At 55.1% G+C, this 24,711-nt stretch carries 27 protein-coding genes and 1 tRNA gene; 10 read left to right on the top strand and 18 right to left on the bottom strand.

All coding sequences use genetic code 11. From position 1 onward, the window contains the following. Window positions 1–15: 15 nt before the first annotated feature. From ACR0L9_RS07190 to ACR0L9_RS07180, 3 genes are all read left to right on the top strand, one after another. Window positions 16–1,026 (top strand): branched-chain amino acid ABC transporter permease, encoded by a 1,011-nt coding sequence (locus ACR0L9_RS07190; protein ID WP_170393049.1) that lies wholly within the window; start codon window positions 16–18, stop codon window positions 1,024–1,026. Continuing rightward, window positions 1,023–2,336 (top strand): branched-chain amino acid ABC transporter permease, encoded by a 1,314-nt coding sequence (locus tag ACR0L9_RS07185; protein ID WP_480895327.1) that lies wholly within the window; start codon window positions 1,023–1,025, stop codon window positions 2,334–2,336. Before ACR0L9_RS07190 ends, ACR0L9_RS07185 begins: the two co-directional genes overlap by 4 nt. 227 nt (window positions 2,337–2,563) lie before the next feature. Then, the gene (locus ACR0L9_RS07180) at window positions 2,564–2,776 is read left to right on the top strand and encodes a hypothetical protein (protein ID WP_480438555.1); all 213 of its coding nucleotides are present in this window, start codon (window positions 2,564–2,566) and stop codon (window positions 2,774–2,776) included. A gap of 45 nt (window positions 2,777–2,821) precedes the next feature. Here ACR0L9_RS07180 and ACR0L9_RS07175 read toward each other — a convergent pair whose 3' ends face one another. Continuing rightward, window positions 2,822–4,369, bottom strand: a complete 1,548-nt coding sequence (locus ACR0L9_RS07175; protein WP_480895326.1) for a helicase HerA-like domain-containing protein — start codon at window positions 4,367–4,369, stop codon at window positions 2,822–2,824. A 441-nt stretch (window positions 4,370–4,810) separates the two neighbouring features. Between ACR0L9_RS07175 and ACR0L9_RS07170 the strand changes: the two genes are divergently transcribed. Beyond that, window positions 4,811–5,410, top strand: coding sequence for an invasion associated locus B family protein (locus ACR0L9_RS07170; RefSeq protein WP_170393045.1), 600 nt, complete (start codon window positions 4,811–4,813; stop codon window positions 5,408–5,410). Window positions 5,411–5,462: 52 nt separating this feature from the next. Here ACR0L9_RS07170 and ACR0L9_RS07165 read toward each other — a convergent pair whose 3' ends face one another. The 4 genes from ACR0L9_RS07165 to ACR0L9_RS07150 are packed head-to-tail and all read right to left on the bottom strand — an operon-like array spanning window position 5,463 to window position 9,697. Continuing rightward, window positions 5,463–6,671 carry a beta-ketoacyl-[acyl-carrier-protein] synthase family protein gene (locus ACR0L9_RS07165; RefSeq protein ID WP_170393044.1) on the bottom strand — a complete coding sequence of 403 codons (1,209 nt, stop codon included), beginning with the start codon at window positions 6,669–6,671 and terminating at the stop codon, window positions 5,463–5,465. Between the two features lie 8 nt (window positions 6,672–6,679). After that, window positions 6,680–6,937, bottom strand: coding sequence for an acyl carrier protein (locus tag ACR0L9_RS07160; RefSeq protein WP_170393043.1), 258 nt, complete (start codon window positions 6,935–6,937; stop codon window positions 6,680–6,682). A gap of 32 nt (window positions 6,938–6,969) precedes the next feature. After that, entirely contained in the window at window positions 6,970–8,061 is a 1,092-nt protein-coding gene (gene lpxD / locus ACR0L9_RS07155; RefSeq protein ID WP_170636122.1) for a UDP-3-O-(3-hydroxymyristoyl)glucosamine N-acyltransferase, read from the bottom strand. Window positions 8,062–8,095: 34 nt separating this feature from the next. After that, complete coding sequence (locus tag ACR0L9_RS07150; protein WP_480895325.1) at window positions 8,096–9,697, bottom strand: L,D-transpeptidase family protein; 1,602 nt, start codon at window positions 9,695–9,697, stop codon at window positions 8,096–8,098. Window positions 9,698–10,042: 345 nt separating this feature from the next. On the opposite strand from ACR0L9_RS07150, the gene mepK reads away from it, so the two are divergent. Continuing rightward, window positions 10,043–10,612, top strand: coding sequence for a peptidoglycan L,D-endopeptidase MepK (gene mepK / locus ACR0L9_RS07145; protein WP_170509840.1), 570 nt, complete (start codon window positions 10,043–10,045; stop codon window positions 10,610–10,612). A 129-nt stretch (window positions 10,613–10,741) separates the two neighbouring features. On the opposite strand, the gene ACR0L9_RS07140 is transcribed toward mepK, so the two are convergent. The 10 genes from ACR0L9_RS07140 to iscR all read right to left on the bottom strand — a co-directional run bounded on the left by ACR0L9_RS07140 (window position 10,742) and on the right by iscR (window position 18,543). Next, window positions 10,742–10,818, bottom strand: a tRNA-Arg gene (locus ACR0L9_RS07140). A 57-nt stretch (window positions 10,819–10,875) separates the two neighbouring features. Beyond that, entirely contained in the window at window positions 10,876–12,096 is a 1,221-nt protein-coding gene (locus ACR0L9_RS07135; RefSeq protein WP_170510270.1) for a cysteine desulfurase, read from the bottom strand. Between the two features lie 13 nt (window positions 12,097–12,109). Next, complete coding sequence (locus ACR0L9_RS07130) at window positions 12,110–12,676, bottom strand: Yip1 family protein (protein ID WP_170421699.1); 567 nt, start codon at window positions 12,674–12,676, stop codon at window positions 12,110–12,112. Next, window positions 12,673–13,158: a YIP1 family protein gene (locus tag ACR0L9_RS07125; RefSeq protein WP_170393037.1), complete on the bottom strand. Its 486-nt coding sequence runs from the start codon at window positions 13,156–13,158 to the stop codon at window positions 12,673–12,675. The genes ACR0L9_RS07130 and ACR0L9_RS07125 overlap by 4 nt, the downstream gene beginning before the upstream one ends. After that, on the bottom strand, window positions 13,158–14,438 hold the full coding sequence (gene sufD, locus ACR0L9_RS07120; protein ID WP_480895324.1) for a Fe-S cluster assembly protein SufD: 1,281 nt from the start codon (window positions 14,436–14,438) through the stop codon (window positions 13,158–13,160). Before sufD ends, ACR0L9_RS07125 begins: the two co-directional genes overlap by 1 nt. Further along, window positions 14,438–15,193, bottom strand: coding sequence for a Fe-S cluster assembly ATPase SufC (sufC, locus tag ACR0L9_RS07115; RefSeq protein WP_170393035.1), 756 nt, complete (start codon window positions 15,191–15,193; stop codon window positions 14,438–14,440). The genes sufD and sufC overlap by 1 nt, the downstream gene beginning before the upstream one ends. Before the next feature lie 51 nt (window positions 15,194–15,244). Continuing rightward, window positions 15,245–15,448 carry a hypothetical protein gene (locus ACR0L9_RS07110; RefSeq protein ID WP_170405842.1) on the bottom strand — a complete coding sequence of 68 codons (204 nt, stop codon included), beginning with the start codon at window positions 15,446–15,448 and terminating at the stop codon, window positions 15,245–15,247. Next, window positions 15,448–16,968: a Fe-S cluster assembly protein SufB gene (gene sufB / locus ACR0L9_RS07105; RefSeq protein ID WP_170393033.1), complete on the bottom strand. Its 1,521-nt coding sequence runs from the start codon at window positions 16,966–16,968 to the stop codon at window positions 15,448–15,450. Before sufB ends, ACR0L9_RS07110 begins: the two co-directional genes overlap by 1 nt. Window positions 16,969–16,986: 18 nt before the next feature. Continuing rightward, on the bottom strand, window positions 16,987–18,030 hold the full coding sequence (locus ACR0L9_RS07100) for an aminotransferase class V-fold PLP-dependent enzyme (protein ID WP_170610731.1): 1,044 nt from the start codon (window positions 18,028–18,030) through the stop codon (window positions 16,987–16,989). Between the two features lie 54 nt (window positions 18,031–18,084). Next, entirely contained in the window at window positions 18,085–18,543 is a 459-nt protein-coding gene (gene iscR / locus ACR0L9_RS07095) for a Fe-S cluster assembly transcriptional regulator IscR (RefSeq protein WP_170393031.1), read from the bottom strand. Window positions 18,544–18,721: 178 nt separating this feature from the next. Here iscR and ACR0L9_RS07090 point away from each other — a divergent pair, with 178 nt between their 5' ends. Both ACR0L9_RS07090 and ACR0L9_RS07085 read left to right on the top strand, forming a co-directional pair. After that, window positions 18,722–19,375, top strand: coding sequence for an alpha/beta hydrolase (locus tag ACR0L9_RS07090; protein WP_008758207.1), 654 nt, complete (start codon window positions 18,722–18,724; stop codon window positions 19,373–19,375). After that, on the top strand, window positions 19,375–19,620 hold the full coding sequence (locus ACR0L9_RS07085; protein ID WP_170393030.1) for a hypothetical protein: 246 nt from the start codon (window positions 19,375–19,377) through the stop codon (window positions 19,618–19,620). Before ACR0L9_RS07090 ends, ACR0L9_RS07085 begins: the two co-directional genes overlap by 1 nt. Before the next feature lie 72 nt (window positions 19,621–19,692). Here the strand turns inward: ACR0L9_RS07085 and ACR0L9_RS07080 are convergent, their stop codons facing one another. Next, window positions 19,693–19,824, bottom strand: a complete 132-nt coding sequence (locus ACR0L9_RS07080) for a hypothetical protein (protein WP_255612097.1) — start codon at window positions 19,822–19,824, stop codon at window positions 19,693–19,695. 185 nt (window positions 19,825–20,009) lie between these two features. Between ACR0L9_RS07080 and ACR0L9_RS07075 the strand changes: the two genes are divergently transcribed. The 3 genes from ACR0L9_RS07075 (at window position 20,010) to ACR0L9_RS07065 (ending at window position 23,340) form a co-directional block, all read left to right on the top strand. Next, the gene (locus ACR0L9_RS07075; RefSeq protein WP_480438560.1) at window positions 20,010–20,345 is read left to right on the top strand and encodes a DMT family transporter; all 336 of its coding nucleotides are present in this window, start codon (window positions 20,010–20,012) and stop codon (window positions 20,343–20,345) included. Between the two features lie 76 nt (window positions 20,346–20,421). After that, window positions 20,422–22,239: a translational GTPase TypA gene (gene typA, locus ACR0L9_RS07070; protein ID WP_170421712.1), complete on the top strand. Its 1,818-nt coding sequence runs from the start codon at window positions 20,422–20,424 to the stop codon at window positions 22,237–22,239. 273 nt (window positions 22,240–22,512) lie between these two features. Next, window positions 22,513–23,340 carry a hypothetical protein gene (locus ACR0L9_RS07065; RefSeq protein ID WP_480895323.1) on the top strand — a complete coding sequence of 276 codons (828 nt, stop codon included), beginning with the start codon at window positions 22,513–22,515 and terminating at the stop codon, window positions 23,338–23,340. 102 nt (window positions 23,341–23,442) lie between these two features. Here the strand turns inward: ACR0L9_RS07065 and ACR0L9_RS07060 are convergent, their stop codons facing one another. Further along, window positions 23,443–24,063: a transglutaminase-like cysteine peptidase gene (locus ACR0L9_RS07060; RefSeq protein ID WP_170562671.1), complete on the bottom strand. Its 621-nt coding sequence runs from the start codon at window positions 24,061–24,063 to the stop codon at window positions 23,443–23,445. A 360-nt stretch (window positions 24,064–24,423) separates the two neighbouring features. Beyond that, a complete protein-coding gene (locus tag ACR0L9_RS07055; RefSeq protein ID WP_170393026.1) occupies window positions 24,424–24,711 on the bottom strand; it encodes a DUF1330 domain-containing protein in 288 nt (95 codons plus the stop codon).

The following is a 24,711-nucleotide window of genomic DNA, read 5'->3' as shown; positions in this document are numbered from 1 at the left end:
TGAGGTAACGAACTAATGGACTTCCTCAACGCCCTTGTGGCGCTCTCCAACTTCGTTCTTGTTCCCGCAATCGCCTATGGCAGTCAGTTGGCGCTGGGCGCTTTGGGGGTGACGCTGATTTACGGCATCCTGCGGTTTTCGAACTTTGCCCATGGCGATACGATGGCCTTTGGCGCGATGATCGCGGTGCTGGTCACTTGGGGCCTGCAAGCCGCAGGCGTCAGTTTCGGGCCGTTGCCAACGGCTCTGCTCGCCCTGCCCTTTGCCATTCTGGGCTGTATCGTTCTGGTGCTGATCACCGACCGGTTGGTCTATCGCTTCTATCGGGAACAGAAGGCCAAACCTGTCATTCTGGTGATCGTCTCGATGGGTGTGATGTTCATCATGAACGGGCTGGTTCGTTTCATCATCGGTCCGGATGACCAAAGGTTCTCGGACGGAGCGCGTTTCATCGTCTCGGCGCGAGATTTCAAGGCGATGACTGGGCTGCGTGAGGGGCTGGCAATCAAGACCTCCCAGGGCATCACGGTGATCGTCGCGGTTGTCGCAGTGGCGCTGTTGTTCTGGTTCCTGAACAAAACGCGCACCGGCAAATCAATGCGGGCCTATTCTGACAATGAGGATCTTGCGTTGCTGTCCGGTATCAACCCCGAGCGCGTGGTGATGATCACATGGATCATCGTTGCCGCGCTGGCGACCACTGCGGGCGTGCTTTACGGCCTCGACAAAAGCTTCAAGCCATTTGTCTATTTCCAGCTTTTGCTGCCGATCTTTGCCTCGGCTATCGTGGGTGGCCTCGGAAACCCTCTGGGAGCTATCGCGGGCGGTTTCATCATCGCGTTTTCTGAGGTGACGATCACCTACGCGTGGAAGAAAGTGCTGACTTATCTGGCACCTGAAAATCTGGAGCCGTCAGGTTTGGTGCAGTTCCTGTCCACCGATTACAAATTCGCTGTCAGCTTTGCCATTTTGCTGATCGTACTTCTGTTTAAGCCAACCGGCTTGTTCAAAGGAAAAGTGATATGAGCGAGCCCGTCAAAAACACGCTGCTTTTTGTGGTCGTCGGCGCACTCATCCTGTTGACCGGATTCACCCAAAGCTGGAACGCCGCAATCCTGATCCTGAACATGGGCTTGATCTCGGCCATCATGTCGATTGGCGTCAACCTGCAATGGGGCTTTGCTGGCCTCTTCAACGTTGGTGTCATGGGCTTTGTCGCGCTGGGCGGGCTAGCGGTTGTGCTGGTCTCGACACCCCCAACCCCTGGCGCCTGGTCTGGTGGAGGATATGGCGTCATCCTGTCGCTTTTGATGGGCGCGGCAACCGTGGTTGCAGCTGTGATGGTGGCCCAAAAAATGCCCAAGGGACGCCCACAAACCTTTGCAATCATCGGTATTCTGGTCGTAGGTTTTTTTGTTTACCGCGCAATTTTTGATCCCAACGTAGCTGCGATCGAAGCGATTGATCCTGCTGTCGCTGGTAATATCGGCGGTTTGAACCTTCCTGTCCTATTCGCTTGGCCTGCCGGGGGACTTTTGGCGGCGGGCGCAGCATGGCTGATCGGAAAAACAGCGCTGGGCCTGCGCTCGGACTATTTGGCAATTGCCACACTTGGTATCGCCGAGATCATCATCGCCGTCATGAAAAACGAGGACTGGCTGGCACGTGGGGTCAAGAACGTCTACGGCATTCCACGCCCCTCACCGGTGGTTGGCTACGAAGTTGAATTGCAGCAAGACCCAACTTTCCTTGCACGGGCCGAGTGGTTCGGGCTGGATCCGGTTACTGCCTCGACGCTTTCCGTCAAGCTGGGCTACTCTTTGCTGTTCCTGATCGTGCTACTGGTGCTGCTCTGGATGGCGCAGATGGCGCTGAAAAGCCCGTGGGGCCGCATGATGCGCGCTATCCGCGACAATGAGGTTGCCGCCGAGGCGATGGGCAAGGATGTCACCCGCCGCCATCTGCAGATCTTCGTGCTGGGCTCGGCCATCTGCGGCATCTCCGGTGCGATGATGACCACTTTGGACGGGCAGCTGACGCCGGGCACTTACAACCCGCTTCGCTTTACCTTCCTTGTCTGGGTCATGGTGATCGTCGGCGGGTCGGGCAACAATTTCGGAGCCGTACTGGGAGCGTTCCTGATCTGGTTCCTGTGGGTTCAGGTTGAACCCATGGGCCTGTGGCTTATGAACCTGATAACCTCAGGTATGCCTGACGGCAGCGCACTTAAGACGCATCTGATCGATAGCGCCGCACATATGCGCCTGTTCACCATGGGGCTGATTCTTTTGATTGTTCTCAGATTCAGTCCAAGAGGGCTGATCCCCGAGAAATAAGCAAAATTTCCTGCGAAATTCCCCTAACGCACCGTTAATCGGTGCGTTTTATTGTGCGGCGAGTCAGAACGCTCTAAATCGGTGTATCGTGATCCACCACATCGCGCTGTGCCCCATACCATGTTTGTTTGGTGCGGAGTTGTAACGATCTGACAGTTAACCAAGATGAGAGCACCGTAGTCGCAATGATTAAACCACTCAGAGTTTTCGCAATCGGGATCCCGCTGATGGCAACGCTATCAGCGTGTATTCCCTCACCCGAACAATTAGAGACCACCCCGGTCAAGGTCCAGACGCCCAAAGGAGTTGTGACCTGTCAGCTTTACCGCCAGGACCGCGTCACCTGGGACCGCGCAATCGATTTTCCGGCCACCAAAATGTCGGTGCCCGAGGCGGATAATTATTGCAGACAGGAAGGCCTGCGCCGGCTTAATCGATAACAATATGGGCGCGCGACTGGTTCGGCGCGCGCCGCACTCCGGCTTCTAGCGATTACGGAACAAGCCGCCCAGTATGCCCCTGACGATGCGGCGGCCAGTTGTTCCTTTCAGCTCTTTGATCACGGCCTCGCTCATGGCTGTGGCGAAGGTATCCTTTTTGCGCGAAAAACGAGATGACGATCGCCCAACGCGGTTGCCCGAATACCTTCGGGCCGAGGCGTATTCGCGTTCTGCCGGGGTCTGCTGTTCCAGAACTTCGTCGGATTCCGCCTGTTCCGCCGCATTCGCAGCGGCATCCGCGCGCGCCTGCAGAATCTCAAACGCCGATTTGCGGTCGATACGCTTGCCGTATTTTGCATCCATCGGCGAAGCTTTGATCACCGACTGACGCTCAGCTTTGGTAATCGGACCAAGTTGGGAGCCCGGTGGCCGGATCAAAGTGCGCTCGACCACGCCGGGTACACCCTTATTTTGCAGCATCGACGTCACGGCCTCGCCCACGCCCACCTCTCGGATTGCGGTCTCAGTATCGAAAGCTGGGTTTTCACGATAGGTCTCAGCAGCAAGTCGCAGATTCTTGCGGTCGCGCGCGGTGAAGGCCCGCAGCGCATGTTGGACCCGGTTGCCCAGCTGACCCAGAATATCTTCCGGGATGTCCGCCGGATTCTGCGAGATGAAATAAACTCCAACGCCCTTTGATCGGATCAGGCGCGCCACCTGCTCGACCTTATCCACCAGCACCTTGGGGGCGTCCTCGAACAGCAAGTGCGCTTCATCAAAGAAGAACACCAGTTTCGGTTTTTCAGGGTCCCCCACTTCGGGCAGTTCTTCAAACAATTCGCTAAGCAGCCACAACAGGAAAGTCGCGTATAGGCGCGGAGAGCCCATCAGCTTGTCAGAGGCCAGAATGTTCACCATCCCCTGCCCGTTCGCATCTGTCCGCATCAGGTCGGCCAGGTCCAACGCAGGCTCGCCAAACAGATTGGTACCGCCCTGATTTTCCAGAACCAGCAAGCGGCGTTGAATAGCACCGATCGAAGATGTCGAGACATTGCCATAGCGCAGCGATAGTTGGGCACGTTTCTCGCCTATCCAGACCAGCAATGCCTGCAGGTCTTTCAGGTCAAGCAGCGGCATGCCTTCTTCGTCTGCGACCCGAAAGGCGATGTTCAGAATGCCTTCCTGCGCCTCGCTCAGCTCCATCAGTCGCGATAGTAGCAGTGGGCCCATCTCTGTCACTGTGGTTCGGACCGGATGCCCCTGCTCGCCAAACAGATCCCAGAACGTGACTGGACACGCGGCGTAAGAGAATGTGCCGAACCCGATCTTCTCGGCCCGATCCAAAAAAGCCTGGTGTAATTTGTGGGTTTCGCTTCCAGGCAGCGCCAGCCCCGACAAGTCACCTTTCACATCGGCCAGAAACACTGGAACCCCCGCCTGTGAGAAGCCTTCAGCCAGAATTTGCAGCGTAACCGTTTTGCCCGTACCGGTCGCACCAGCAATCAGGCCATGGCGGTTCGCATATTTCAGCGACAGCCCCTGTGCCACTGAATAGCTGTCGCCACCACCGCCTACGAAGATCTTGTTGTCCATTGAAAATCTGTCCCGAATTCTACCGATCTGCTGCAAGCATACAAAGTTAACCTTTCGCTGCGAGAGTAAATGTTGCTTCTCGTGGCCTGGCTGCGGGGGCAAACTTCCTCCCTGTCGACTGGCCGTGCCTTTGGGCACGGCTTTTTTTTAATTTCTACGAAAACCGAAAGACGCAAGAATAGTTTTTTAGGGTTAGGAGTTGACCAACGGGTTCCCCTTTCGTAACGTCTGCGCATAACTAAGTCGGCCAGTCCGACGGGGAGAAAATATTCAGGAAGGGAGCCGCTCCACCGGCTCCCTTTTTCGTTGCAGATCGCGGTGTTTCCCACGCATTTCGGCAAAAAACGATCAATTCCCGGTCTGGAATTCGGATTTACCCTGACACCATTGAATTGCGGTGATAGAGGAAACAAAAAACTGGATCAGTTAGATGAGGCATTCATGATCAGGAAACTTGTCCCTTTTAATGTGGCGGCCGCAGCACTTTTGTGCGGAACAGCATTTGCGCAGGAAACCACACAGCAACCTGAAGCCGGTGCTGAAGCCGAAGTTGGCAGCGATCTGGATCTGGGTGAATCCGGTCCCCGTGTTGGCGAGCAATACGTCAAAGAACAAACGGGTGAATGGAATATTTCCTGCATCAAAACCGAAGGCGAAGACGATCCCTGCGCGATGGTTCAGATCCTCAATAACCAACAGGGTGATCCGATTGCCGAAGTTTCGATCGGAAAACTGCCCGAAGGCGGTGCCGCTGTTGCTTGGGCGAATGTTGTTGTACCGCTCGAAACCCTGCTGCAGGCGCAATTGGCTATGTCGATCGATGGGGCACCGCGCAAGCTTTACAATTATCACCACTGCATTCCAGTTGGCTGCGTGGCGCAACTGGGTTTGACACAGGGTGATATCGACGCGATGAAATCAGGCCAAAAGGCAGTGCTGTCGCTGGTTCCTGCGCGCCTGCCAGATCAGGTTCTGAATATGGACATGTCTTTGTCTGGCTTCACAGCAGGCTTTGACGGGCTGAATGTTTCCATAAACTAAGCCCCGCAAAAACATCGAATAAGAAAGTCGCCGTGATAACACGGCGGTTTCTTCATATACGCTTCAACGCAAGAACGGCGTTCAGCCCACCAAAGGCGAAAGCATTGCTAAGGGCGACATTAACTTTCGCCTCACGCGCCTCGTTTGGAACCACATCCAGCGCGCATTCGGGGTCGGGCTCTTCATAGCCAATGGTCGGGGCGATCACCCCGTCGCGCAGGGCCATGATACAGGCCAAAAGCTCAACTGCGCCGGTACCGCCGATCAGGTGTCCGTGCATGGACTTTGTTGACGAAATCATCAGATCGTCGGCGTGCGGACCAAACACACCAGCAACGGCTGCACATTCGGTTTTGTCATTTGCAGCCGTGCCGGTCCCATGGGCATTTATGTAACCCACATCGCTTGCATTCAGCCGTGCATCCGATAGCGCCCCGGCCATGGCCCGTGCTGCACCCTGTTTGCTCGGCATAACTATGTCGGCCGCGTCCGAGGACATGGCGAAGCCCACGACCTCGCACAGGATATCTGCTCCGCGCGCGCGCGCGTGTTCGTATTCTTCGAACACAAAAACACCCGCACCTTCGCCTTGCACCATCCCGTTTCGGTTTGCGCTAAAGGGCCGACAGGCATCTTTTGACATGACGCGAAGCCCTTCCCATGCCTTGACGCCCCCAAAGCACAGCATCGACTCGGACCCACCGGTCACCATTGCAGGCGCTGCCCCGCTGCGCACCATCTGAAATGCCTGCGCCATCGCATGGTTCGAAGACGCACACGCTGTTGATACTGTAAAGCTAGGGCCTTTGAGGTTGTGCTCCATCGAAACGTGGCTGGCCGCCGCGTTGTTCATCAGCTTGGGCACGACAAAAGGATGCACGCGATTTTTGCCATCCTCGTAAACCGAGCGGTAGTTGTCATCCCAGGTGGAGACGCCACCACCGGCCGTTCCCAGCACCACCCCCGACCGCGCGGCTGTGTCACCCGAGAATACGATACCGGATTGATCGATCGCTTCTTTGGCGGCGGTTAACGTGAACTGCGTGAACCGATCATACAGCGTCATCTGTTGGCGGTTGAAACGGCCCTCGGCCTCAAAACCCCGGACTTGACCGCCGATCTTGATCGACAGGCGATCCACATCACGAAACTCAAGCTCGGAGATACCACAACGACCCTCGCGCATGGCTTCCAGAGTGTCGGGGACGGAATGGCCCAACGCGTTAATGGTGCCAGCACCCGTAATGACGACGCGTTTCATACCAGCGGTCAGACCTTTTCAGACACGAGTTTTTCGATACCCGCAATGATCGCTGTCACATTCGAAATGTCGAAATCGCCGGATGTGGGCTCGTTTGCGTTGAAGGGCACGGTGATATCGAACTCTTCCTCGATGGCAAAGATACTCTCAACAAGACCCAGGCTATCGATGCCCAATTCTTCGAGCGTACTGTCGGGCGTCACATCCGAAGGCTCAAGCACGGCCTGTTCGGCAATGATTGCTATGACGCGGTCGCTGATGCTCATCTCGATCCCCTGATTTTCGCCTTGGGGATGATTTAATCACTTGAAGGCTGTTTGAAAACAGCCTTTTTCAACGCCTCGACGTCGCGCGACAATCGGGGCAGACGACGTTGGGCTTTATATATCTCGGTATGGCTTTCCATTTTAATGCCCGGGTAGCCCATGATCACGCGACCAGCAGGAACATTTGACAGAATCTTGGTGCCGCCACCGGCAATCACGCCATCACCGATGAAAATATTATCGACAACACCAGTCTGACCACCCAGTACTACGTTATTACCAATCTCGACCGAACCAGAAACGCCGGTTTGCCCACATAACAAACAATCCTGCCCGACTCGGGTGTTGTGTCCCACGTGGACAAGATTATCCAGTTTCGATCCACTACCGATTACAGTATTGCGTATGGTCCCGTTGTCGACAGTGCAGTTCGAGCCGACCTCGACGTCATCGCCAATCTCGACCGCACCCAGCGAATGGATGCGCAACCAGCTTTGCGCCTTTGCATCCCCCTGATCACCCAGAGTTTTCCGCGCATTTTCGGCACCCGAGACTTCTGGTGTGACATAGCTGAAACCGTCCCCGCCGATACGGGCACCCGGCTGCGCGATAAAGCGATCACCGATTTGAGCCCGCGCACCGATGCTGACCATTTCGCGCAGCAGAGCGTTTTCACCAAGCGACGCATCCATACCGATTACGCAATGCGGGCCGATAACCGAACCCGCGCCGACGCGCGCGCGCGCACCGATAACAGCAAGCGGGCCGACCGATACGTCGACCCCGATCTCGGCGGTTTCATCAATGACAGCCGATGGATGAATTCCCGGCGCAATCCCCTGCCCGCGATCCAGCATCGCGGTGATCCCTGCCATCGCCATGCGGGGGCGTTGCACAAAAATGGCGGCCTCAAGCCCCAGTGCTTTCCAGTCCGCGCCATCCCACAAAACCGCGGCCCGTGCTGTACCGGTCTCCAAGGCTTCAGCATATTTTGGCGACATCGCCATGGCCAGATCGGTTGGCCCGGCATCTCCCGGCTCGGCTGCCCGCAAGATGGTCAGCCCAGTCTGGCCTTCTGCGACGACCCCCAGGGAATCGGCGATTTGTTGAACGGTAAACTGCATGTCGGGCGTCCTCGTGGCGGGATTTGCCTCGTGATTACCCTTGAACGTCCGGCAGGACCACCCCTGCCTTTTGCAGCGCTTCCCAGATTTTGCGATCCCGGTCATACACGTCGCGGCGATACTGCACCTCGCCTTTGGGGCCAATATAGGCCGTGCGATAAATCAGATGCACCGGAATTTTTTTATCCAGTTCAACCTTCGTTTCTTTGCCCGAGTTCAGCACGCGGTGGAAAAACGCCTTTGGATCCTCTTCCTGCTTGGCCAGCAGCTTATAGGCAAACTCGAACGGTTGCGCCAAACGGATGCATCCATGCGAGAATGCCCGAACCTCGCGTGCGAACAGAGATTTCTGAGGCGTATCATGCAGATAGATGTTGTACTTATTAGGGAACATGAACTTCACTAGCCCCAGTGCGTTGCTTTTGCTGGGGGGCTGACGCATGGAAAACGGGAAATTACGCGCAGTGAATTGGGTAAAGTCAACCGCTCCACGATTCACCTGACGGCCACGGCGATCGGTGATCTGGATATGGCCGACGGCATTTGGATTGGCCCGCAATTGCGGCAGATATTCCTTCGTGATGATCGAGCGTGGCACATACCAACTTGGGTTGATCACCATATGCTCCATCTCATCCGAGAACTCTGGGCTACGGCGATCATGTGTGTTTTTGCCGATCACGGCACGAGTCTCAAACGTGACCTGCCCGTCATCGACGATCTTGGCAGAAAAATCGGCCAGATTCACCAGAATATGCCGCTCACCACGGTCTTTGGGTAACCAGCGCTCCCGTTCAAGCGCAACGTAAACAGCTTTCAAGCGGTCTGAAACTGGGCGATTAATCTCGGAAATAGTGCCTTTGCCAGCTACGCCATCCGCCTCAAGACCATGAGCAGCCTGAAAGGATTGCACCGCCGCAAACAGCGCATCATCATAGTTTGGGCTGGCAGTAGGCTTCAGATAACCCATCGCGACAAGTCGATTGCGCAGCCTGATGACACTGTTCCCTGTGTCCCCAAGCTCAAGCTTGGAGACAGGAACGGTCTCGCCCCAGCCACCTTGTGTCATCAGCGCTTCCAGCGCCTTCTTCTGTTTCAACAGCGCAAGATACTGGCGCGATTGAGGCATCATATCCCTGAAATAGGTATCACCCTGGCTGGAAACGAGCAGTTCAAGTTGCTCTGCGGCGCTGCGTCGTTCCACCGCCCGCACTAGGCCGGGATCAATCTGCGAAGGCGTTACAGAACCGGAATGCAAGTCTCTGGCATATTTGACAAAAACCCGAGTCAGCTCGGCCTCGAGCATGCCCAGATCACGGGTGTTGCGCGCGTCCTGCATCTTTGTCTTCAAAGTCTGGACGTCGTAACGTGCCCCAGGCAATCCATGCAGATCGGTCGTCGAAAGCGCTTCGATCAGGGCTTTGCGTCGTGCAGCATGTTCGGGCGTATCGCCAACCCAAACCGGATCAAACCCGTTTGAGCGATAAAACTCAGCAATTGCCGGGCTGTTGGACACACTTTCCGCAACGGCCAATTGAAACGCTGTGCCATCCGTCCCCGCCTGCGCGACTGAGGCCGAAGCCACAAGGAAAGCGGCGATAAAAACACTTGAACGAGCACGGGTAACAAATGACATAGGATGGCCCTGTTTCTTCAATGACTTGGCACGCCCTATAAGCGGCGTCTGAAAATAATGTTTTGCTGAGCGCCTGATGTCTATTCACAAATTCATCACCAGACCGCTTCTTTGACCCCTGGTGCGCGTTTGCATCGCCGACGCGCGAACTGCGCCAAAAGCAAGCATACTTGCATCAGTTGCGCAAAAAACTGCCGAAATTTCCCCCTTGATTTGACTGCGACCAAAGATTTCTTGGCTGTTGAATCCTACTGTGCCATAAATCCCGCATCTGGGATGGGAAAAAATTAATACGGCGCGCGTAACATCGTGTGCAGGCAGGAACAGTACGGGACGAAACAAAAAATGACCAAGAGCAGTACCTCGGGCCTGACCCGGCGTGCCCTATTGGGCGCATTCGCCGCAACCGCAGTTGTTGCAGCCCCCACATATTCCAACGCAGCAGGTTTCCTTCGCGGCGGAGGCGATATTCGCCGTATCCGCATGTATTCCGGCCGTACCGGTGAACGTATCGATATGGTCTATTGGGTTGATGGCAAATACATCAAAGACGCGGTGAAAGAGGTCAACCACTTCATGCGCGACTGGCGCAGCGATCAAGTCAAGTCCGTGGACCTGAGGACCGTCGACATCATGGCGGCCACTCATAACCTTCTGGATGTCAGCGAGCCATACATGCTGCTGTCGGGTTACCGCTCGCCGCAAACCAACGCAATGCTGCGCCGCCGCTCGCGGGGTGTTGCCAAGAATTCGCTTCATATGAAGGGTCAGGCTGCTGATCTGCGACTGTCATCACGCTCGGTCTCGCAAATGGGCAAAGCAGCGATGGCCTGCCGTGCCGGTGGCGTTGGACAGTACTATCGTTCGAATTTCGTTCACATGGATTGCGGTGTCATCCGCTCGTGGCGCGGCTAATCGAGCATTTCATCTTTCGCTGTTGCACGACCCCCATCAGATAGTTCTGACGGGGGTTTTGCTTTGCCAGGAAAGAACAGGTTCGTGCACCGTCAGTTCTGCGTAATATGACGACTAGCAAGGGTGAAATGGCGCACCTGAGAGGATTCGAACCTCTGGCCTCTGCCTTCGGAGGGCAGCGCTCTATCCAGCTGAGCTACAGGTGCCTTGGCCGTTAGCTACCCTCGTTCCAATCCGGGCGCAACTGCAAATCCGCAGTACGATCAGGCAAACAGATCGTGGGCAAGCTCCAACGCATCGATCAGGGTGTCGACCTCATCCGTCGTGTTATAAAGCCCAAAGCTGGCACGACAGGTAGCAGTGACCCCCAAATGATCCATCAGCGGCCCGGCGCAGTGGTGGCCTGCGCGCACGGCGACACCCTTTTTGTCCAGAATGGTTGAAACATCATGGGCATGCCCTGCCCCATCCAAAGTAAAGCTGAATATCGCGGCTTTGTTCGCTGTGGTGCCTTGAACCTGCAGCCAGTTCAATCCATTCAACCGTTGCATCGCATAGTCGCGCAATCCGGCCTCATGCGATGCGATGCTCTCCATGCCAAGGTCCATCATATAGTCAAGCGCCACACCCAACCCGATGGTCTGCACGATGCCGGGGGTTCCGGCCTCGAACTTCATTGGAGGATCGTTGTAGATCACCTGATCCTTTGAAACCTCTTTGATCATGTCACCGCCACCTATAAAGGGGCGCATTTCAGCCATGCGGTCCGATTTGATAAAAATTGCGCCAGAACCGGACGGGCCGTACAGTTTATGACCCGTGATGGCATAGAAGTCACATCCGATGTCATCGACATTGACGGGCATATGAACCGCGCCCTGGCTGCCATCCACCAGAACCGGAACGCCTTTGGCGTGGGCGCCTTGCGTGATTGCTTTGACATCAACCACAGTGCCCAGCACGTTCGAGCACTGGGTCACCGCAACCAGCTTTGTCTTGGGGCCAATGGCATCGATTACCGCCTGAGGGTCAAGATGGCCGGTCGCATCGACATCGACCCATTTCAGCACCACGCCCTGCCGTTCGCGCAGGAAGTGCCACGGTACGATGTTGGCGTGATGTTCCATCACGCTGAGGACAATCTCGTCCCCCGCCTGCAGGCGTGGCATTGCCCAACCGTAGGCGACTAAATTGATCCCCTCGGTCGTACCCGAATTCAGGACAATCTCATTCTCGTTTGATACGCCCAGAAACCGCGCAACCGTGCCACGGACGGCCTCATATTTCTCGGTCGCGAGATTTGACAGATAGTGAAGCCCTCGATGCACGTTCGAATATTCGTGCGCATAGGCCTGCGTGATCGCGTCGATCACTACCTGGGGTTTCTGCGCGGAGGCCCCATTGTCTAGATAAGTCAGCGGCTTTCCGTTGACCTGACGTGACAGGATCGGAAAATCTGCGCGGATTTTTTGTACGTCATACATAGACAGGACTTCCCTATACAGACCCGGCGGGGATCAGCCAAAGAACAAACGGGACGGCCACAAGACCAGAGATCAGGATCACAACAAACGATTTTCCCAACGAATTAAATCGATGCGCCTCGTTGAGAAAATGCAGGGTGATATAAAGGCTAAGACCCAGCATCGCCAGACTGGCCGGTAAGAATAGAAACGGCAGCGCTGCAACCAGCGCTAGAATGATTGCTTGCCCCGCAATTTGCAGGATTTGCAACCAGACAATCAGCGTCATGAAGTCATTGAACGTTCCCGTTCCACCCAGGACGCGGCCCACTAACAGGAACGTCACGACGCTGATCATGATTGCCGCAACGGAAACAAAAAGCGTCCTCGATAGTGGCTCAGCCAGTTGCTGAACATCCGGACTGATAAGCGGCAGGACGAAGCTGGACGCAGACTGGACCAGAGCGTTCAGGATCACCGCAAGAGAAAAGGCGAGCCATAGTACATCCGTACCCAGCCGCAACGCGAGCAATCGTCTTGCGGCTTCGGCTGGATTGGACAGGGTCAGAACGACCAGGTTGAGCAGTGCGGTGGAATTCATTTAGCAGCCTTTTGCGATTGCTTGAGGCCCGACAACCAGAACCAGAGAAAAACCGCAACCCATAACAGCCCCACAAGTGTTTGCGCTGACCCGGGGCCGATGAAACCGGACACCAGCCCATTCAGCAACACCAAAGGCGCTGACGCGAGAAGCGCCCAGAACAAGGCTAGCCGCGCACCATAGCTGGTGCCAACGCCCCCCATCATCCGCGCGATGAAATGGGTGAGCCAAGCAAGAAGATAAAAGCACAATGGCAGAATAAAGACCGAGCCCAACAGGGCCCCGCCCATCAGCATGTTCAGCTCTATTCCTTCCAGATGAGCTCTCCGTGCAAGGCCGGGCAATTGTGCGATAAAGCCTATTACACAGAACGCCATCACAAACGCCAATGCGCGATCTTCGCGCGGCCCCATATCAAGCAGCCGACGCACCACACGCCCCGGTCCGCGATACGTGGCCACGATATCAGTTGTGACAGGCATCAGCGTCGGCGTGCCAGCCAATCTTGCAATCGGGACACGATATCAGCTGCCAGATCCTCGTCCTCGATTTCATCAACGGCTTCAGCCAGGAAGGCCAGTGTCAACATGTCGGTTGCTTCTGCCGTTGGGACGCCACGGGAGCGCAGGTAGAACAAAGCCGTTTCATCAATGGCGCCCGAGGTCGAACCGTGCGAACACGCCACGTCATCGGCGTAAATCTCAAGCTCGGGTTTGGCGAGGAACTGACTGTCATCGTCCAGAAGCAGCGACTGGCTGATCTGGTAACCATCGGTTTTCTGGGCACCTTCCTTCACAAGGATCTTGCCCTGAAAAACACCGGTCGCACCGTTGCGCAACACTTTCTTAAACACTTGGCGGCTTTCGCAATTCACCGCATCATGGGTGACAAAGACCGTATCGTCGTGGTGAAAATCTCCATCGCCCACGCACGCACCCGACACATGTGCGACCGCATCGTCACCGGTCAGCTCGACGACTTGCTCGTTTCGCGTCAAAACTCCGTTCACGGTCAGCGTGAAGGATTTATAGACGGATTCCTTACCAAGCCGCGAGAACATATGAGTCGCCGCACGACGTTGGTGATCCCGGCCCTGCGCACGGATGTGATGCAGTGTGCCATTGTCGGCGATATCGATCTCCATACATTTGTTGAAGCGCGACGCTGCGGGTCCGTTTTCAAGGATCGTGACTTCGGCACCGCTTTCAACCCGAACGACGTGATGCAGGATCGCATCCGACGTTTCAGATTCATGGCGATAGATCAAATTAATCGGTTTGCTCGGCTTGCCGGATACATGAATGGCAACTCCATCTGACGCATAGGCCGTGTTCAGCGCCGCCAAGGGACGCGCCACTGGATTTTGGCCTTTTGCTTCAAGAACACCGTATAACTCTTTGGCCCAATGGATATCTTTGCAACAGATATCTTCCAGCCGATCGATCGTTACACCCTCCAGAGACAGATCATCAGACTCTTCCGGGCTGAATACGCCATCAATGAAAACGATCTTCAGTCGGTCGAGCGCGTGGAACAGAGCCGGTTCATCCGTTTTGAACAAAGCAGCACTGGGAGCTTCCGCAGAGACCAGAGTGTCTGGACGGGTATATTTCCAGTATTCATCTCGACGACTGGGCAAACCCATCGCGCGTACACGTGCAATTGCGGCTTCGCGCGCTTTGCGTGTGCATCCCGCATCCGGCATGGTCAGCGCTGCCAGCCGTTCCTCGGTCGCCGTTTGTTTTGCTTGGGGCAAAGCCATCAGTTCACCTCGGCCAGTATGTCGGCATAGCCGTTGTTTTCAACTTCCAGCGCCAGTTCGGGACCACCGGATTTCACGATACGACCATCCGCCATGATGTGAACCACGTCAGGTTTGATGTGATCGAGAAGCCGCTGATAGTGCGTGATAACAAGGAACCCGCGCCCCTCATCACGCAACGCGTTCACGCCCTCGGCCACCAGCTTCATCGCGTCTACGTCAAGGCCCGAGTCCGTTTCGTCCAGGATGCACATCTTCGGCTCAAGCATCGCCATTTGCAGGATTTCGTTGCGCTTTTTCTCACCGCCTGAAAAGCCCACATTGACCGGGCGTTTCAACATTTCAGCGTCGATTTTCAGAGCCTTGGCCTTGGCACGAACCTCTTTCAAAAAATCCGTCGCCGACAGCTCTTCCTCGCCACGTGCTTTGCGCTGCGCATTCACGGCGGTGCGCAGGAAGGTCATGTTGCCCACACCGGGAATCTCGACCGGGTACTGGAACGCCAGAAACACACCTGCGGCTGCACGTTCCTCCGGTTCCATCTCAAGCAGATCCTCGCCATCAAGCGTCGCGCCGCCCTCGGTCACCTCATAGCCATCACGGCCTGACAACACGTAGCTGAGCGTCGATTTGCCCGAGCCATTCGGCCCCATGATCGCGTGCACTTTGCCAGGCTCGACCGTCAGGTCGACCCCTTTCAGAATTTGCTTGTCTTCTTCCTCAAGTTTGACGTGCAGGTTATTGATTTCCAGCATTTTCTGTCCTTTAGCATCTCGCAAGGGGCGCATTGCGGCCCCGATAAGTTCTTATCCCAGCACCTTGCGGATCACGCGGGCGATGATCCATCCAAGCAACGCGCCTGCGCCCACTGCCCAAACCGGGTTAATAAAATCCATGTACTTGGTATTGACGTAAGCAACCCCCAACAGGCCGCCGAGCACCGGCAACGCATAGCCGAGCACGGTCAGGACGTCGTCCTTTCGGATTCGCTGTTGGGGTTTTGGTGTCATCAGCCGACTGATCCCTCAAGGCTGATTGCCACAAGCTGTTGCGCTTCCATCGCAAATTCCATCGGCAGCGCCTGCAGAACGTCCTTGCAGAACCCGTTGACGACCAAGGCCACGGCTTCTTCCTCGTCCATGCCACGCTGACGGCAATAGAAAAGCTGATCGTCATCCACTTTTGATGTCGTCGCCTCGTGCTCGACCCGAGATGAGTTGTTCTTCACCTCGATATACGGAACCGTATGCGCCCCGCATTTGTCGCCAATCAGCAAGCTGTCGCACTGCGTATAGTTGCGACTATCCTTGGCCTTTGGATGCATCGACACCAGACCACGATAGGTATTCTGCGCCTTACCGGCACTGATCCCTTTCGATACGATCCGCGACTTGGTGTTCTTGCCCAGATGAACCATCTTGGTGCCGGTATCGGCCTGCTGCATGTTGTTGGTGATCGCGATCGAGTAGAACTCACCCTGGCTATCGTCGCCACGCAGGATGCAAGACGGGTATTTCCAGGTTACGGCTGAGCCGGTTTCGACCTGCGTCCACATCACCTTGGAGCGATCACCCCGACAATCGGCGCGCTTGGTTACAAAGTTGTAGATACCGCCCTTGCCATTCTCATCTCCGGGGAACCAGTTCTGAACGGTCGAGTATTTCACCTCGGCATCTTCTTCGACGATGATCTCGACAACCGCCGCGTGCAACTGAGCGGTGTCGCGCTGGGGCGCCGTGCAGCCTTCCAGATACGAGACGTAAGAGCCCTTGTCGGCGATGATCAGCGTACGCTCAAACTGGCCGGTATTTTCTGCATTGATGCGGAAATATGTGCTCAGTTCCATCGGGCAGCGCACGCCAGGCGGGACGTAGACGAATGAACCATCCGAGAATACAGCTGAGTTCAGCGTGGCATAGAAATTGTCCGAGACCGGTACGACCGTCCCTAGGTATTTCTTGACCAGTTCCGGATGCTCTTTGATCGCCTCGGAAATCGAGCAGAAGATAACGCCGGCTTTCTTCAACTCTTCCTGAAAAGTCGTCCCGACCGACACCGAGTCAAATACTGCATCAACAGCAACCTTACGGCCTTCTGCCGGTGCATTCTCAGCGCCCTCGACACCTGCCAGGATCATCTGTTCTTTCAGAGGGATACCTAGCTTTTCGTAAGTCGCCAGAAGCTTGGGATCGACCTCATCCAGAGATTTGGGTTTATCTTCCATCGATTTCGGACGGGCATAATAATACTGGTCCTGAAAGTCGATCGGCGGGTAGTGCACCATCGCCCATTTAGGCTCTTCCATCTGGGTCCAGCGCTCGAACGCGGCCAGACGCCATTCGGTCATCCACTCAGGTTCATCATTTTTGTCCGAAATCAGACGAACGATATCGGGATTCACGCCTTTTGGCGCATACTCCATCTCGATATCAGTTTCCCAGCCGTATTTATAAGTGCTGACCTCGCGAACCGCGTCTACGGTTTCCTGATCGACACCCTCTTTCACCTGGGTCTGGTCCAAAGCGGCCATAATTCACCCTCCGTCAGATCACGCGGCCCGCGCGCGATGCTTTTTCTCTTTTTCAAGCCACGTTTCCGCGAAACGCAGCACATCTTCTTCTGCCGTCTCTGGCCCCAGCGATACGCGGATTGCGCTAGAGGCCGTCATCTCATCAAATCCCATGGCCGTCAGTACGGCGCTTGCGCGAACCTTGCCGCTGGAACAGGCCGAGCCCGCACTGATCGCGAAGCCTGACAAATCCATCTGCATGACCTGGGTCTCACCCTTCCATCCCGGTGTGGCGAAGCACAGAGTGTTGGGGAGTCGCCTTTGGTCTTTCCCGACAAAAATAGTAGCTTTCGTACCAGCCTCAAGAGCGTTTTCTAGAATATTTCTAAGTTCTGCAACGTTTTCCCAAACGCCATTTGCTAAATCACGGGACGCGGCTTCAGCTGCTGCTCCGAACCCCGCAATTCCAGTGACATTTTCTGTACCCGAGCGACGCCCCATCTCCTGCCCGCCGCCCTTGATTTGCGCAGCAAGATCGGTGCCGCGTTTCATCACCAACGCCCCGATCCCTTTTGGCCCGCCAAGTTTGTGGGCTGAAATCAGCGCCATCTCAGCCCCCAGCCAGTTGAAGGCTATCGGCAACTTACCAAAAGCCTGAGTCGCGTCAGTGACCGCAAGACCGGCAGGCAAAGTTTGAACAATTCCAGTTTCCGAATTGGCCAGTTGTAGCGTGGATCGGGAAGCGTCCGGCACGTCAACGTAACCGCCTTGGGAGACAGGCAGAACCTCATTAATCCAAGCTCTTACCGCGTCATGTTCAATCGCTGCGCCTTGAAGATCGCGCCCCGCCATGGCCAAAGCCGCTGCCTCAGTCGCGCCGGATGTAAACACGATGTCGGCACCATCGGCCCCAAACGCTGTTGCGATTTGAGTGCGCGCTTTCTCGACCACCGCTTTTGCGGCGCGCCCTTCGGCATGGACCGAGGACGGATTGCCCACCAAATCCATCGCCGCGATCATTGCATCGCGGGCCTCGGGCCTCAGAGCGGCGGTTGCGTTATGGTCGAGATAAACCCGTTTCATAGATGTATCTTTTCCAAGATGGGTTTTGACGGAACACAGAAAAACGTCATCAGATCAATCGTCCACGACTGCGAACAAGCTAGGAACAGCGGGACACGGTGCAAGATCATTCCGAATTACATCCGACAGCCGCGTTTGATGCAGGAATACGTAAACATTCGCGCTCAGGCTTTCCCACAACCGATTGGTCAGTGACTGCGCCCGGCTGCCCGAAGACGCGCCCGAGGCACCTGCCCCCTTGTGCATCGCATCCACCGTCTCATCAACCGCGGCCAGTATCTCGACCACACGGATTTCCGAGGCTGGTCGCGCCAGGCGATAGCCCCCACCCGGTCCGCGTACTGAACTGACCAGATCAGCTCGGCGCAGTTTCACGAAAAGCTGCTCCAAATACGGCAGTGAAATATCCTGACGTTCGGAAATCTCGCCCAACGTGACGAGTTTGTCCGAGGACTGAAGGGCGATATCCGCCAGCGCAACCATCGCATAGCGGCCTTTGGTAGACAGCTTCATTTTGTTTCCTTCAGGCAAGAACTGCGCGAAAACATTGACGTCGCCCGAGCCAGTGCGTATCTCCCACTGACAGCGTTTTCACGCGACACAATGTAATTAGAACCGTTCTAAGGTACCTGAGGATTACCGTCAAGATAATCTCGGGGCCGACGCGTCAAAAAACAGGACCAAAGCACACATGCCCGAGGTGATTTTTCCCGGACCCGAAGGCCGCCTGGAAGGCCGCTACCACCCGCAAAAGGAAAAAGACGCACCGATCGCTATCGTGCTTCACCCGCATCCACAATTTGGCGGGACCATGAACAACAAGGTGGTCTATAACCTGCATTACGCCTTTTACAACATGGGCTTCACGGTTCTGCGTTTTAACTTTCGCGGCGTTGGTCGCAGCCAGGGTGAGTATGACCAGGGTGTAGGTGAGCTGAGCGATGCAGCATCAGCGCTGGATTACCTTCAGTCGATGAACAACAACTCCAAGCATTGCTGGGTCGCTGGGTTCTCGTTCGGTGCTTGGATCGGAATGCAGCTTCTGATGCGCCGCCCCGAGATCACTGGCTTCATCAGTGTATCGCCGCCCGCAAACATGTACGACTTTTCGTTCCTGGCCCCCTGCCCGTCTTCTGGCTTGATCATCAACGGATTGGCGGACCGTGTCGCGCCACCTGCAGACACTGCGTCTCTGGTCGGAAAGCTGCATGAACAAAAGGGTATCACCATCACCCATAATGAGGTGGAAGGTGCCGATCACTTCTTCCAAGACCGCCACATGGACACGCTGATGACAGATGTGACGGATTACGTGAAACGCCGCCTGACAGAGAATACGCGCTGATGTCCGATACCATCACTACCCTCGCCGCCAGATTGGCCGAGGACACGATGAAGGTTATGGACGAGACAGGCGAGGATCGATTCTTTGTGGAGGTTGGAGACGTTCTCGGTGCAGCCTCGCAATCCCTGGAAGAAGCGTTCTTGACCGAAATCCGGGTTAGGCTGGCGGAACGCAAGGCGCGTCAATTCGTGGTGAAAAGACTGTCTGAACATCGATCCAAGCTGAAAGCGATCGAAAAGCAGTAAAGATTGCTTAGCGTCTGAAGAAAAGAAAAGGAGCCCGAAAGCTCCTTTTCGAGGATATCGCTCGGTGGGCGCCTAAACCGGAAAACCTGTGAACCGCTCAACATTCTGGGCTGCATCAATGTCGACGGACCCCCCGTCTGCAAGCCACCCCAACGCCACAATCAAAACCGAAGCGATAATGACCGATTTTGCAAAAGTCGTCATCTTATCAAACTCATTAAAACACACTAAAAACAATCGAGTGTTTAGCACGAATGCAAAAGCCCGAATAGTCGGGTTTACCTGACCTTTGGTAAAGTTAGGGTTTTGATCATCTGCATCTGAATCCCCTTGCCCAAATAATCGCAAGTATGCTCAACCTTTCGCGATAATTCAGAGAGGCATCGCTCGTGCCAAAGACCTACCTAATCCTAATGTTGGCTGTTATCGCGGAAACCATCGGCACGACTGCGTTGCAGGCTAGCCATCAGTTTACGCGATTTTGGCCGTCGGCTCTTGTCGTGGTTGGCTATGGGGCAGCCTTTTATCTTATGGCCCTCACGTTAAAGGTCATGCCCGTGGGCATTGTCTATGCAATCTGGTCGGGCCTCGGTATTGCCCTGATCGCACTGATTGGATTTCTGGTTTTTGGCCAAAAACTCGATTGGCCCGCAGTCTTGGGTTTGGGCATGATTTTGAGTGGCATTCTGATCATCCACCTGTTTTCAGCCACAGCGGGCCACTGACCGCCGGTTAGGGCTGGTATATTTTGTCGCGCCGCGTTATGCGCGCGGCAACTTCCCGTTCAAAGGCTGACCTCTCATGGACCTGCGCAATATCGCAATCATCGCTCACGTGGACCACGGCAAGACGACCCTGGTGGATGAGCTGCTTAAACAATCCGGCGCGTTCCGGGAAAACCAGGCCGTGGCAGAACGCGCCATGGACAGCAACGACCTGGAACGCGAACGCGGCATTACCATCCTGGCCAAAGCCACCAGCGTTGAGTGGAAGGATACCCGCATTAACATCGTCGACACCCCCGGCCACGCTGATTTCGGTGGGGAAGTCGAACGTATTCTCAGCATGGTCGACGGCGTTGTACTGCTGGTCGATGCCGCCGAAGGCCCGATGCCGCAAACCAAATTCGTGACCTCAAAGGCGCTGGCTTTGGGCCTGCGCCCGATTGTCGTGCTGAACAAGGTCGACAAACCCGATGCCGAGCCTGATCGCGCGCTGGACGAATGTTTCGACCTTTTCGCCAACTTGGGCGCCGATGACGATCAGCTGGACTTCCCGGCCATGTATGCTTCGGGCCGGTCCGGCTGGGCCGATATGGAGCTTGACGGTCCGCGCAAGGACTTGACCGCCCTGTTCGATCTGATCGTTGATCACGTCCCCGCCCCCAAGCAGATCGAGAAAAAGGACGAACCGTTCAGGATGCTCGCCACCACTTTGGGCAGCGATCCATTCATCGGTCGTATTTTGACCGGTCGTGTGGAAAGTGGAACTCTGAAAGCGGGTGACAGCCTCAAGGCACTCAGCCGAGATGGCACCCAGATTGAAAGCTTCCGCGCGTCGAAAATCCTTGCATTCCGTGGATTAGCTCAACAACCCATTGACGTCGCTGAAGCAGGCGACATTGTCACGATTGCGGGTATGAGCAAAGCCACCGTGGCAGATTCCCTTGTAGCCCCGCAAGTCGAAGAGGCCCTGCCTGCCCAGCCTATCGATCCGCCAACCATCACAGTGACCTTCGGCATAAACGATTCCCCGCTGGCCGGTCGTGACGGCAAAAAGGTTCAGTCTCGGGTCATTCGTGATCGCCTGATGAAAGAAGCCGAATCGAACGTAGCCATCCGCATCAGCGACACGCCCGGCGGCGAAGCCTTCGAGGTTGCTGGTCGCGGCGAATTGCAGATGGGTGTTCTGATCGAAAACATGCGTCGCGAAGGATTCGAGCTTAGCATCTCGCGCCCACAGGTTTTGTTCCGCGAGGAGGACGGCCAGCGCCTTGAACCTATCGAAGAAGTCACGATCGATGTGGATGATGAATATTCTGGCGCGGTGATCGAGAAAATCACTGGTGCGCGCAAAGGTGAACTGGCTGAAATGCGCCCTGCAGGGGCGGGCAAGACCCGGATCATCGCCCACGTGCCGTCTCGTGGCCTGATCGGCTATCACGGAGAGTTCCTGACCGATACACGCGGAACTGGTGTCTTGAACCGGGTCTTCCACGGCTGGGCGGCCCATAAAGGGCAGATTCCTGGTCGACGTGCGGGTGTTCTGATCTCGATGGAAAACGGTCAGGCGGTCGCCTATGCGCTGTGGAATTTGGAAGAGCGTGGCCGCATGTTTGTTGGCCCGCAAACTGATGTCTATCAGGGCATGGTGATCGGAGAGCATTCGCGAGACAATGATCTGGAAGTGAATCCGCTGAAAGGTAAAAAGCTAACCAACGTGCGTGCCAGCGGCTCGGACGACGCAGTGAGGCTGACCCCTCATATTCAGTTCTCGCTTGAAGAGGCAATCGCCTATATCGACGACGATGAACTGGTCGAGGTTACGCCCAATGCGATCCGGCTTCGCAAACGTTATCTGGATCCGCATGAGCGTAAACGGATGTCAAAATCAGCCTGATCAATGCTGTGAACTTGTTCACGTTTTGGAAACATTGCCACATTCGTGACATTTTTGCGTCAGGCTAGAAACAACACAGAAAAAGAAGACCTGGTGCAACAGCAGGTCTTCTTTTTGTTTTTTATGGATTAATCGTGTTTGAGTGAGCTGGATCACAGAAATCCAACAGAAAGTTTGCTTGAAAATAGGCGATAGAAAGAGGACTTTGTGTTCAAAGTGTGACGCCGTTTGAGTATACGGCAATTTGGTTAATGAGTGCTTAAGGAGCGTGCGATGCGCATCAAATCCAAACTGTTATCGATTACTTTTGCTTCCGCAATCTTACCCTTCATCTTCGTAAATTCCGCTCAGGCAGCTGGCACATGTACCGTGAGAACGGCCAAACAATCTGTATCGTCGAACACGCTTTGTGCGTGCGATGTGGTTACCTCGGGCATGCTTCGCTATATCCAACGGCGCGCGGATTTCGAGTCGATCCTGGAGCGTACTATTCTTGATTGCCCGCGATTTGCAGCTGTTTTGACTGACCTTCCAACGGCAAGCATCGGTGCAAATCTGCAACGCACCGGTGACGGCCCTGCAAATGAAGACAAAAACTTTGCGGGTGACCCAAATAGCACTACTGCTGATGAGCCTACCGACGAGGACAATCCGCAGCCTGAGAGGAATCCCAAGGATAAAGAAAACCCAAAGGATGACGAAGAGGCAAAGAATAAAAAAGAAAAGAAGAAAGCGAAAAATAATCGCAAGAAGGCAAAAAAGCATAGAGAAGAGGCCAAAGTAAAAGCGGCCAAAGCGAAGGAGCTCAAAGAAAAGGCCAAACGTTACAGAGACGCAGCCAAAGAGAAAAAGAGGCTCGGCTATGATAAAAAGGCCGAGGAAGCCCGCAAAATTGCAAAGAGGCTCAGAGAAAGCGCTGACAGGTATAGGGCACTTGCGCAAGAACAGCGCGAATTGGCCGAGCATTATCGGGAAAAAGCCCAACAGTCGCAAAAGCGTTTGGCAAAACTGTCGAAAGCCGAAGCCAAACGGGCTAAAGACAAAGCCAAATCCCGGGAACGTCGAACTGAACGTTTGAAGGAAGACGATCGGGGAAATTAACTTATTCGATCCGGTCTCGGGCACGCTATAGGTGCAGCAGACGAAAATAGAAAATGGGCGGAGTGCTAATGCACCCGCCCATTCTAGTTGAAATCAACGAATTCAGCTTTTCCCATAAACTCCCAACCATCTGGCGGGCTGCTTAGGATCTTGCATCCTCAGGAACAGATAGCGCGTCGCCTTCCAAGGCTTGATCTGATTGGTCAAATTATCCAGAACCAGATCGCCGTCGCTTGACCGATAGACCAAAACAGCATGAGAGTTTCTGCGCGTATCCAACACTGTCGCGAGCAGTAGTTTACGAGGGTCGAAACCAGCCTGGATCAAATCTCTTTTCTTTAGAAGCGCAAAATCTTCGCAGTCACCACCGCGCGACGTTGGAAGCGCCCAGAGTTCACTGGTTTTGTATTGCGACTGATCCGTGACCTCTCGCGTGGATCGATTAACGCGGCGGTTGATCTCTTTGACAAGTTTCAATTCTTGGCTGGTGGATAAGGAACCGATACCTTTTTGCGCACATGCCCAGGAATATTTACCGCAAAGCTGACGCGCACCGGAGGGTGGTGGCGAGGCAGCGATACTCGGGATAAACGCGGCATCTTTCGCCGATGCTTCAGTCCCAAACAACAGCGAACCGTTAATCAGGATAGCCAAACCAAACAGCCCGCCAAGCTTGGCAGCGCTCTTTAAGTGGGCGTCTAAGGTCGTACCAAAGAATTTCATGCCTGTCCCTCGAGTCCTATTAGTCCCTGCAAACTGCGTGGATCAGAACCCATCTGTACACCGGACCATATCCGCAAACCGTGGTTGTCACGCAATCAAATCCGAGATTGAGCGGAAAAAACGGCGGAAATTCGTCACTTTTCGTGACCATTTCCGCGCAAGAAAATGGCGCGAAGTGCCACAATCGGACAGAAAAATATGTTCAAAACCAACAGGAAGCACGCACAACCCATTGTAATAATGTGTATAAATTCAGAGCGATCGTGAAGAGCCGCCCACGCTAAAATGCATGGCAGGTCGCACGGCTCTGGGCCGGGCAGAATTTGCAAATTTCATGCGAAGGTAGATTTAGCCTGATTCTCAGTCGGTAATTTCAACGACCACCAGCTCTCGCTCGCTGGCGCCACGGGCATGATCCAATGCCTGCTGATATGCAGGAGAATTGTAGCACTCTACCGCAGCCTCGACGGTTGGGAAGCGGGCGACCACATTGCGTGGTCGCTCTTTGCCCTCTAACTGCACGTAACGTGCCGCGCGGGCGATGAATTCACCCCCATGCGCCGCAATTGCCGGCCCTGCAAGCTCGGCGTATTTTCCATAAGCATCGGCATCTGTCACAGTAACGTGTGCGATCCAAAGTGCTGGCAT

It is taken from the genome of Ruegeria sp. I3 (assembly GCF_056532525.1).
This window is presented reverse-complemented; position numbering and strand designations above follow the sequence as displayed.

Excerpts from the sequence above, each read along its gene's own strand:
- ACR0L9_RS07190 (WP_170393049.1), top strand. The coding sequence starts at position 16 with ATGGACTTCCTCAACGCCCTTGTGGCGCTCTCCAACTTCGTTCTTGTT.
- ACR0L9_RS07185 (WP_480895327.1), top strand. The coding sequence starts at position 1,023 with ATGAGCGAGCCCGTCAAAAACACGCTGCTTTTTGTGGTCGTCGGCGCA.
- ACR0L9_RS07180 (WP_480438555.1), top strand. The coding sequence starts at position 2,564 with ATGGCAACGCTATCAGCGTGTATTCCCTCACCCGAACAATTAGAGACC.
- ACR0L9_RS07175 (WP_480895326.1), bottom strand. The coding sequence starts at position 4,369 with ATGGACAACAAGATCTTCGTAGGCGGTGGTGGCGACAGCTATTCAGTG.
- ACR0L9_RS07170 (WP_170393045.1), top strand. The coding sequence starts at position 4,811 with ATGATCAGGAAACTTGTCCCTTTTAATGTGGCGGCCGCAGCACTTTTG.
- ACR0L9_RS07165 (WP_170393044.1), bottom strand. The coding sequence starts at position 6,671 with ATGAAACGCGTCGTCATTACGGGTGCTGGCACCATTAACGCGTTGGGC.
- ACR0L9_RS07160 (WP_170393043.1), bottom strand. The coding sequence starts at position 6,937 with ATGAGCATCAGCGACCGCGTCATAGCAATCATTGCCGAACAGGCCGTG.
- lpxD (WP_170636122.1), bottom strand. The coding sequence starts at position 8,061 with ATGCAGTTTACCGTTCAACAAATCGCCGATTCCCTGGGGGTCGTCGCA.
- ACR0L9_RS07150 (WP_480895325.1), bottom strand. The coding sequence starts at position 9,697 with ATGTCATTTGTTACCCGTGCTCGTTCAAGTGTTTTTATCGCCGCTTTC.
- mepK (WP_170509840.1), top strand. The coding sequence starts at position 10,043 with ATGACCAAGAGCAGTACCTCGGGCCTGACCCGGCGTGCCCTATTGGGC.
- ACR0L9_RS07135 (WP_170510270.1), bottom strand. The coding sequence starts at position 12,096 with ATGTATGACGTACAAAAAATCCGCGCAGATTTTCCGATCCTGTCACGT.
- ACR0L9_RS07130 (WP_170421699.1), bottom strand. The coding sequence starts at position 12,676 with ATGAATTCCACCGCACTGCTCAACCTGGTCGTTCTGACCCTGTCCAAT.
- ACR0L9_RS07125 (WP_170393037.1), bottom strand. The coding sequence starts at position 13,158 with ATGCCTGTCACAACTGATATCGTGGCCACGTATCGCGGACCGGGGCGT.
- sufD (WP_480895324.1), bottom strand. The coding sequence starts at position 14,438 with ATGGCTTTGCCCCAAGCAAAACAAACGGCGACCGAGGAACGGCTGGCA.
- sufC (WP_170393035.1), bottom strand. The coding sequence starts at position 15,193 with ATGCTGGAAATCAATAACCTGCACGTCAAACTTGAGGAAGAAGACAAG.
- ACR0L9_RS07110 (WP_170405842.1), bottom strand. The coding sequence starts at position 15,448 with ATGACACCAAAACCCCAACAGCGAATCCGAAAGGACGACGTCCTGACC.
- sufB (WP_170393033.1), bottom strand. The coding sequence starts at position 16,968 with ATGGCCGCTTTGGACCAGACCCAGGTGAAAGAGGGTGTCGATCAGGAA.
- ACR0L9_RS07100 (WP_170610731.1), bottom strand. The coding sequence starts at position 18,030 with ATGAAACGGGTTTATCTCGACCATAACGCAACCGCCGCTCTGAGGCCC.
- iscR (WP_170393031.1), bottom strand. The coding sequence starts at position 18,543 with ATGAAGCTGTCTACCAAAGGCCGCTATGCGATGGTTGCGCTGGCGGAT.
- ACR0L9_RS07090 (WP_008758207.1), top strand. The coding sequence starts at position 18,722 with ATGCCCGAGGTGATTTTTCCCGGACCCGAAGGCCGCCTGGAAGGCCGC.
- ACR0L9_RS07085 (WP_170393030.1), top strand. The coding sequence starts at position 19,375 with ATGTCCGATACCATCACTACCCTCGCCGCCAGATTGGCCGAGGACACG.
- ACR0L9_RS07080 (WP_255612097.1), bottom strand. The coding sequence starts at position 19,824 with ATGACGACTTTTGCAAAATCGGTCATTATCGCTTCGGTTTTGATTGTG.
- typA (WP_170421712.1), top strand. The coding sequence starts at position 20,422 with ATGGACCTGCGCAATATCGCAATCATCGCTCACGTGGACCACGGCAAG.
- ACR0L9_RS07065 (WP_480895323.1), top strand. The coding sequence starts at position 22,513 with ATGCGCATCAAATCCAAACTGTTATCGATTACTTTTGCTTCCGCAATC.
- ACR0L9_RS07060 (WP_170562671.1), bottom strand. The coding sequence starts at position 24,063 with ATGAAATTCTTTGGTACGACCTTAGACGCCCACTTAAAGAGCGCTGCC.
- ACR0L9_RS07055 (WP_170393026.1), bottom strand. The coding sequence starts at position 24,711 with ATGCCAGCACTTTGGATCGCACACGTTACTGTGACAGATGCCGATGCT.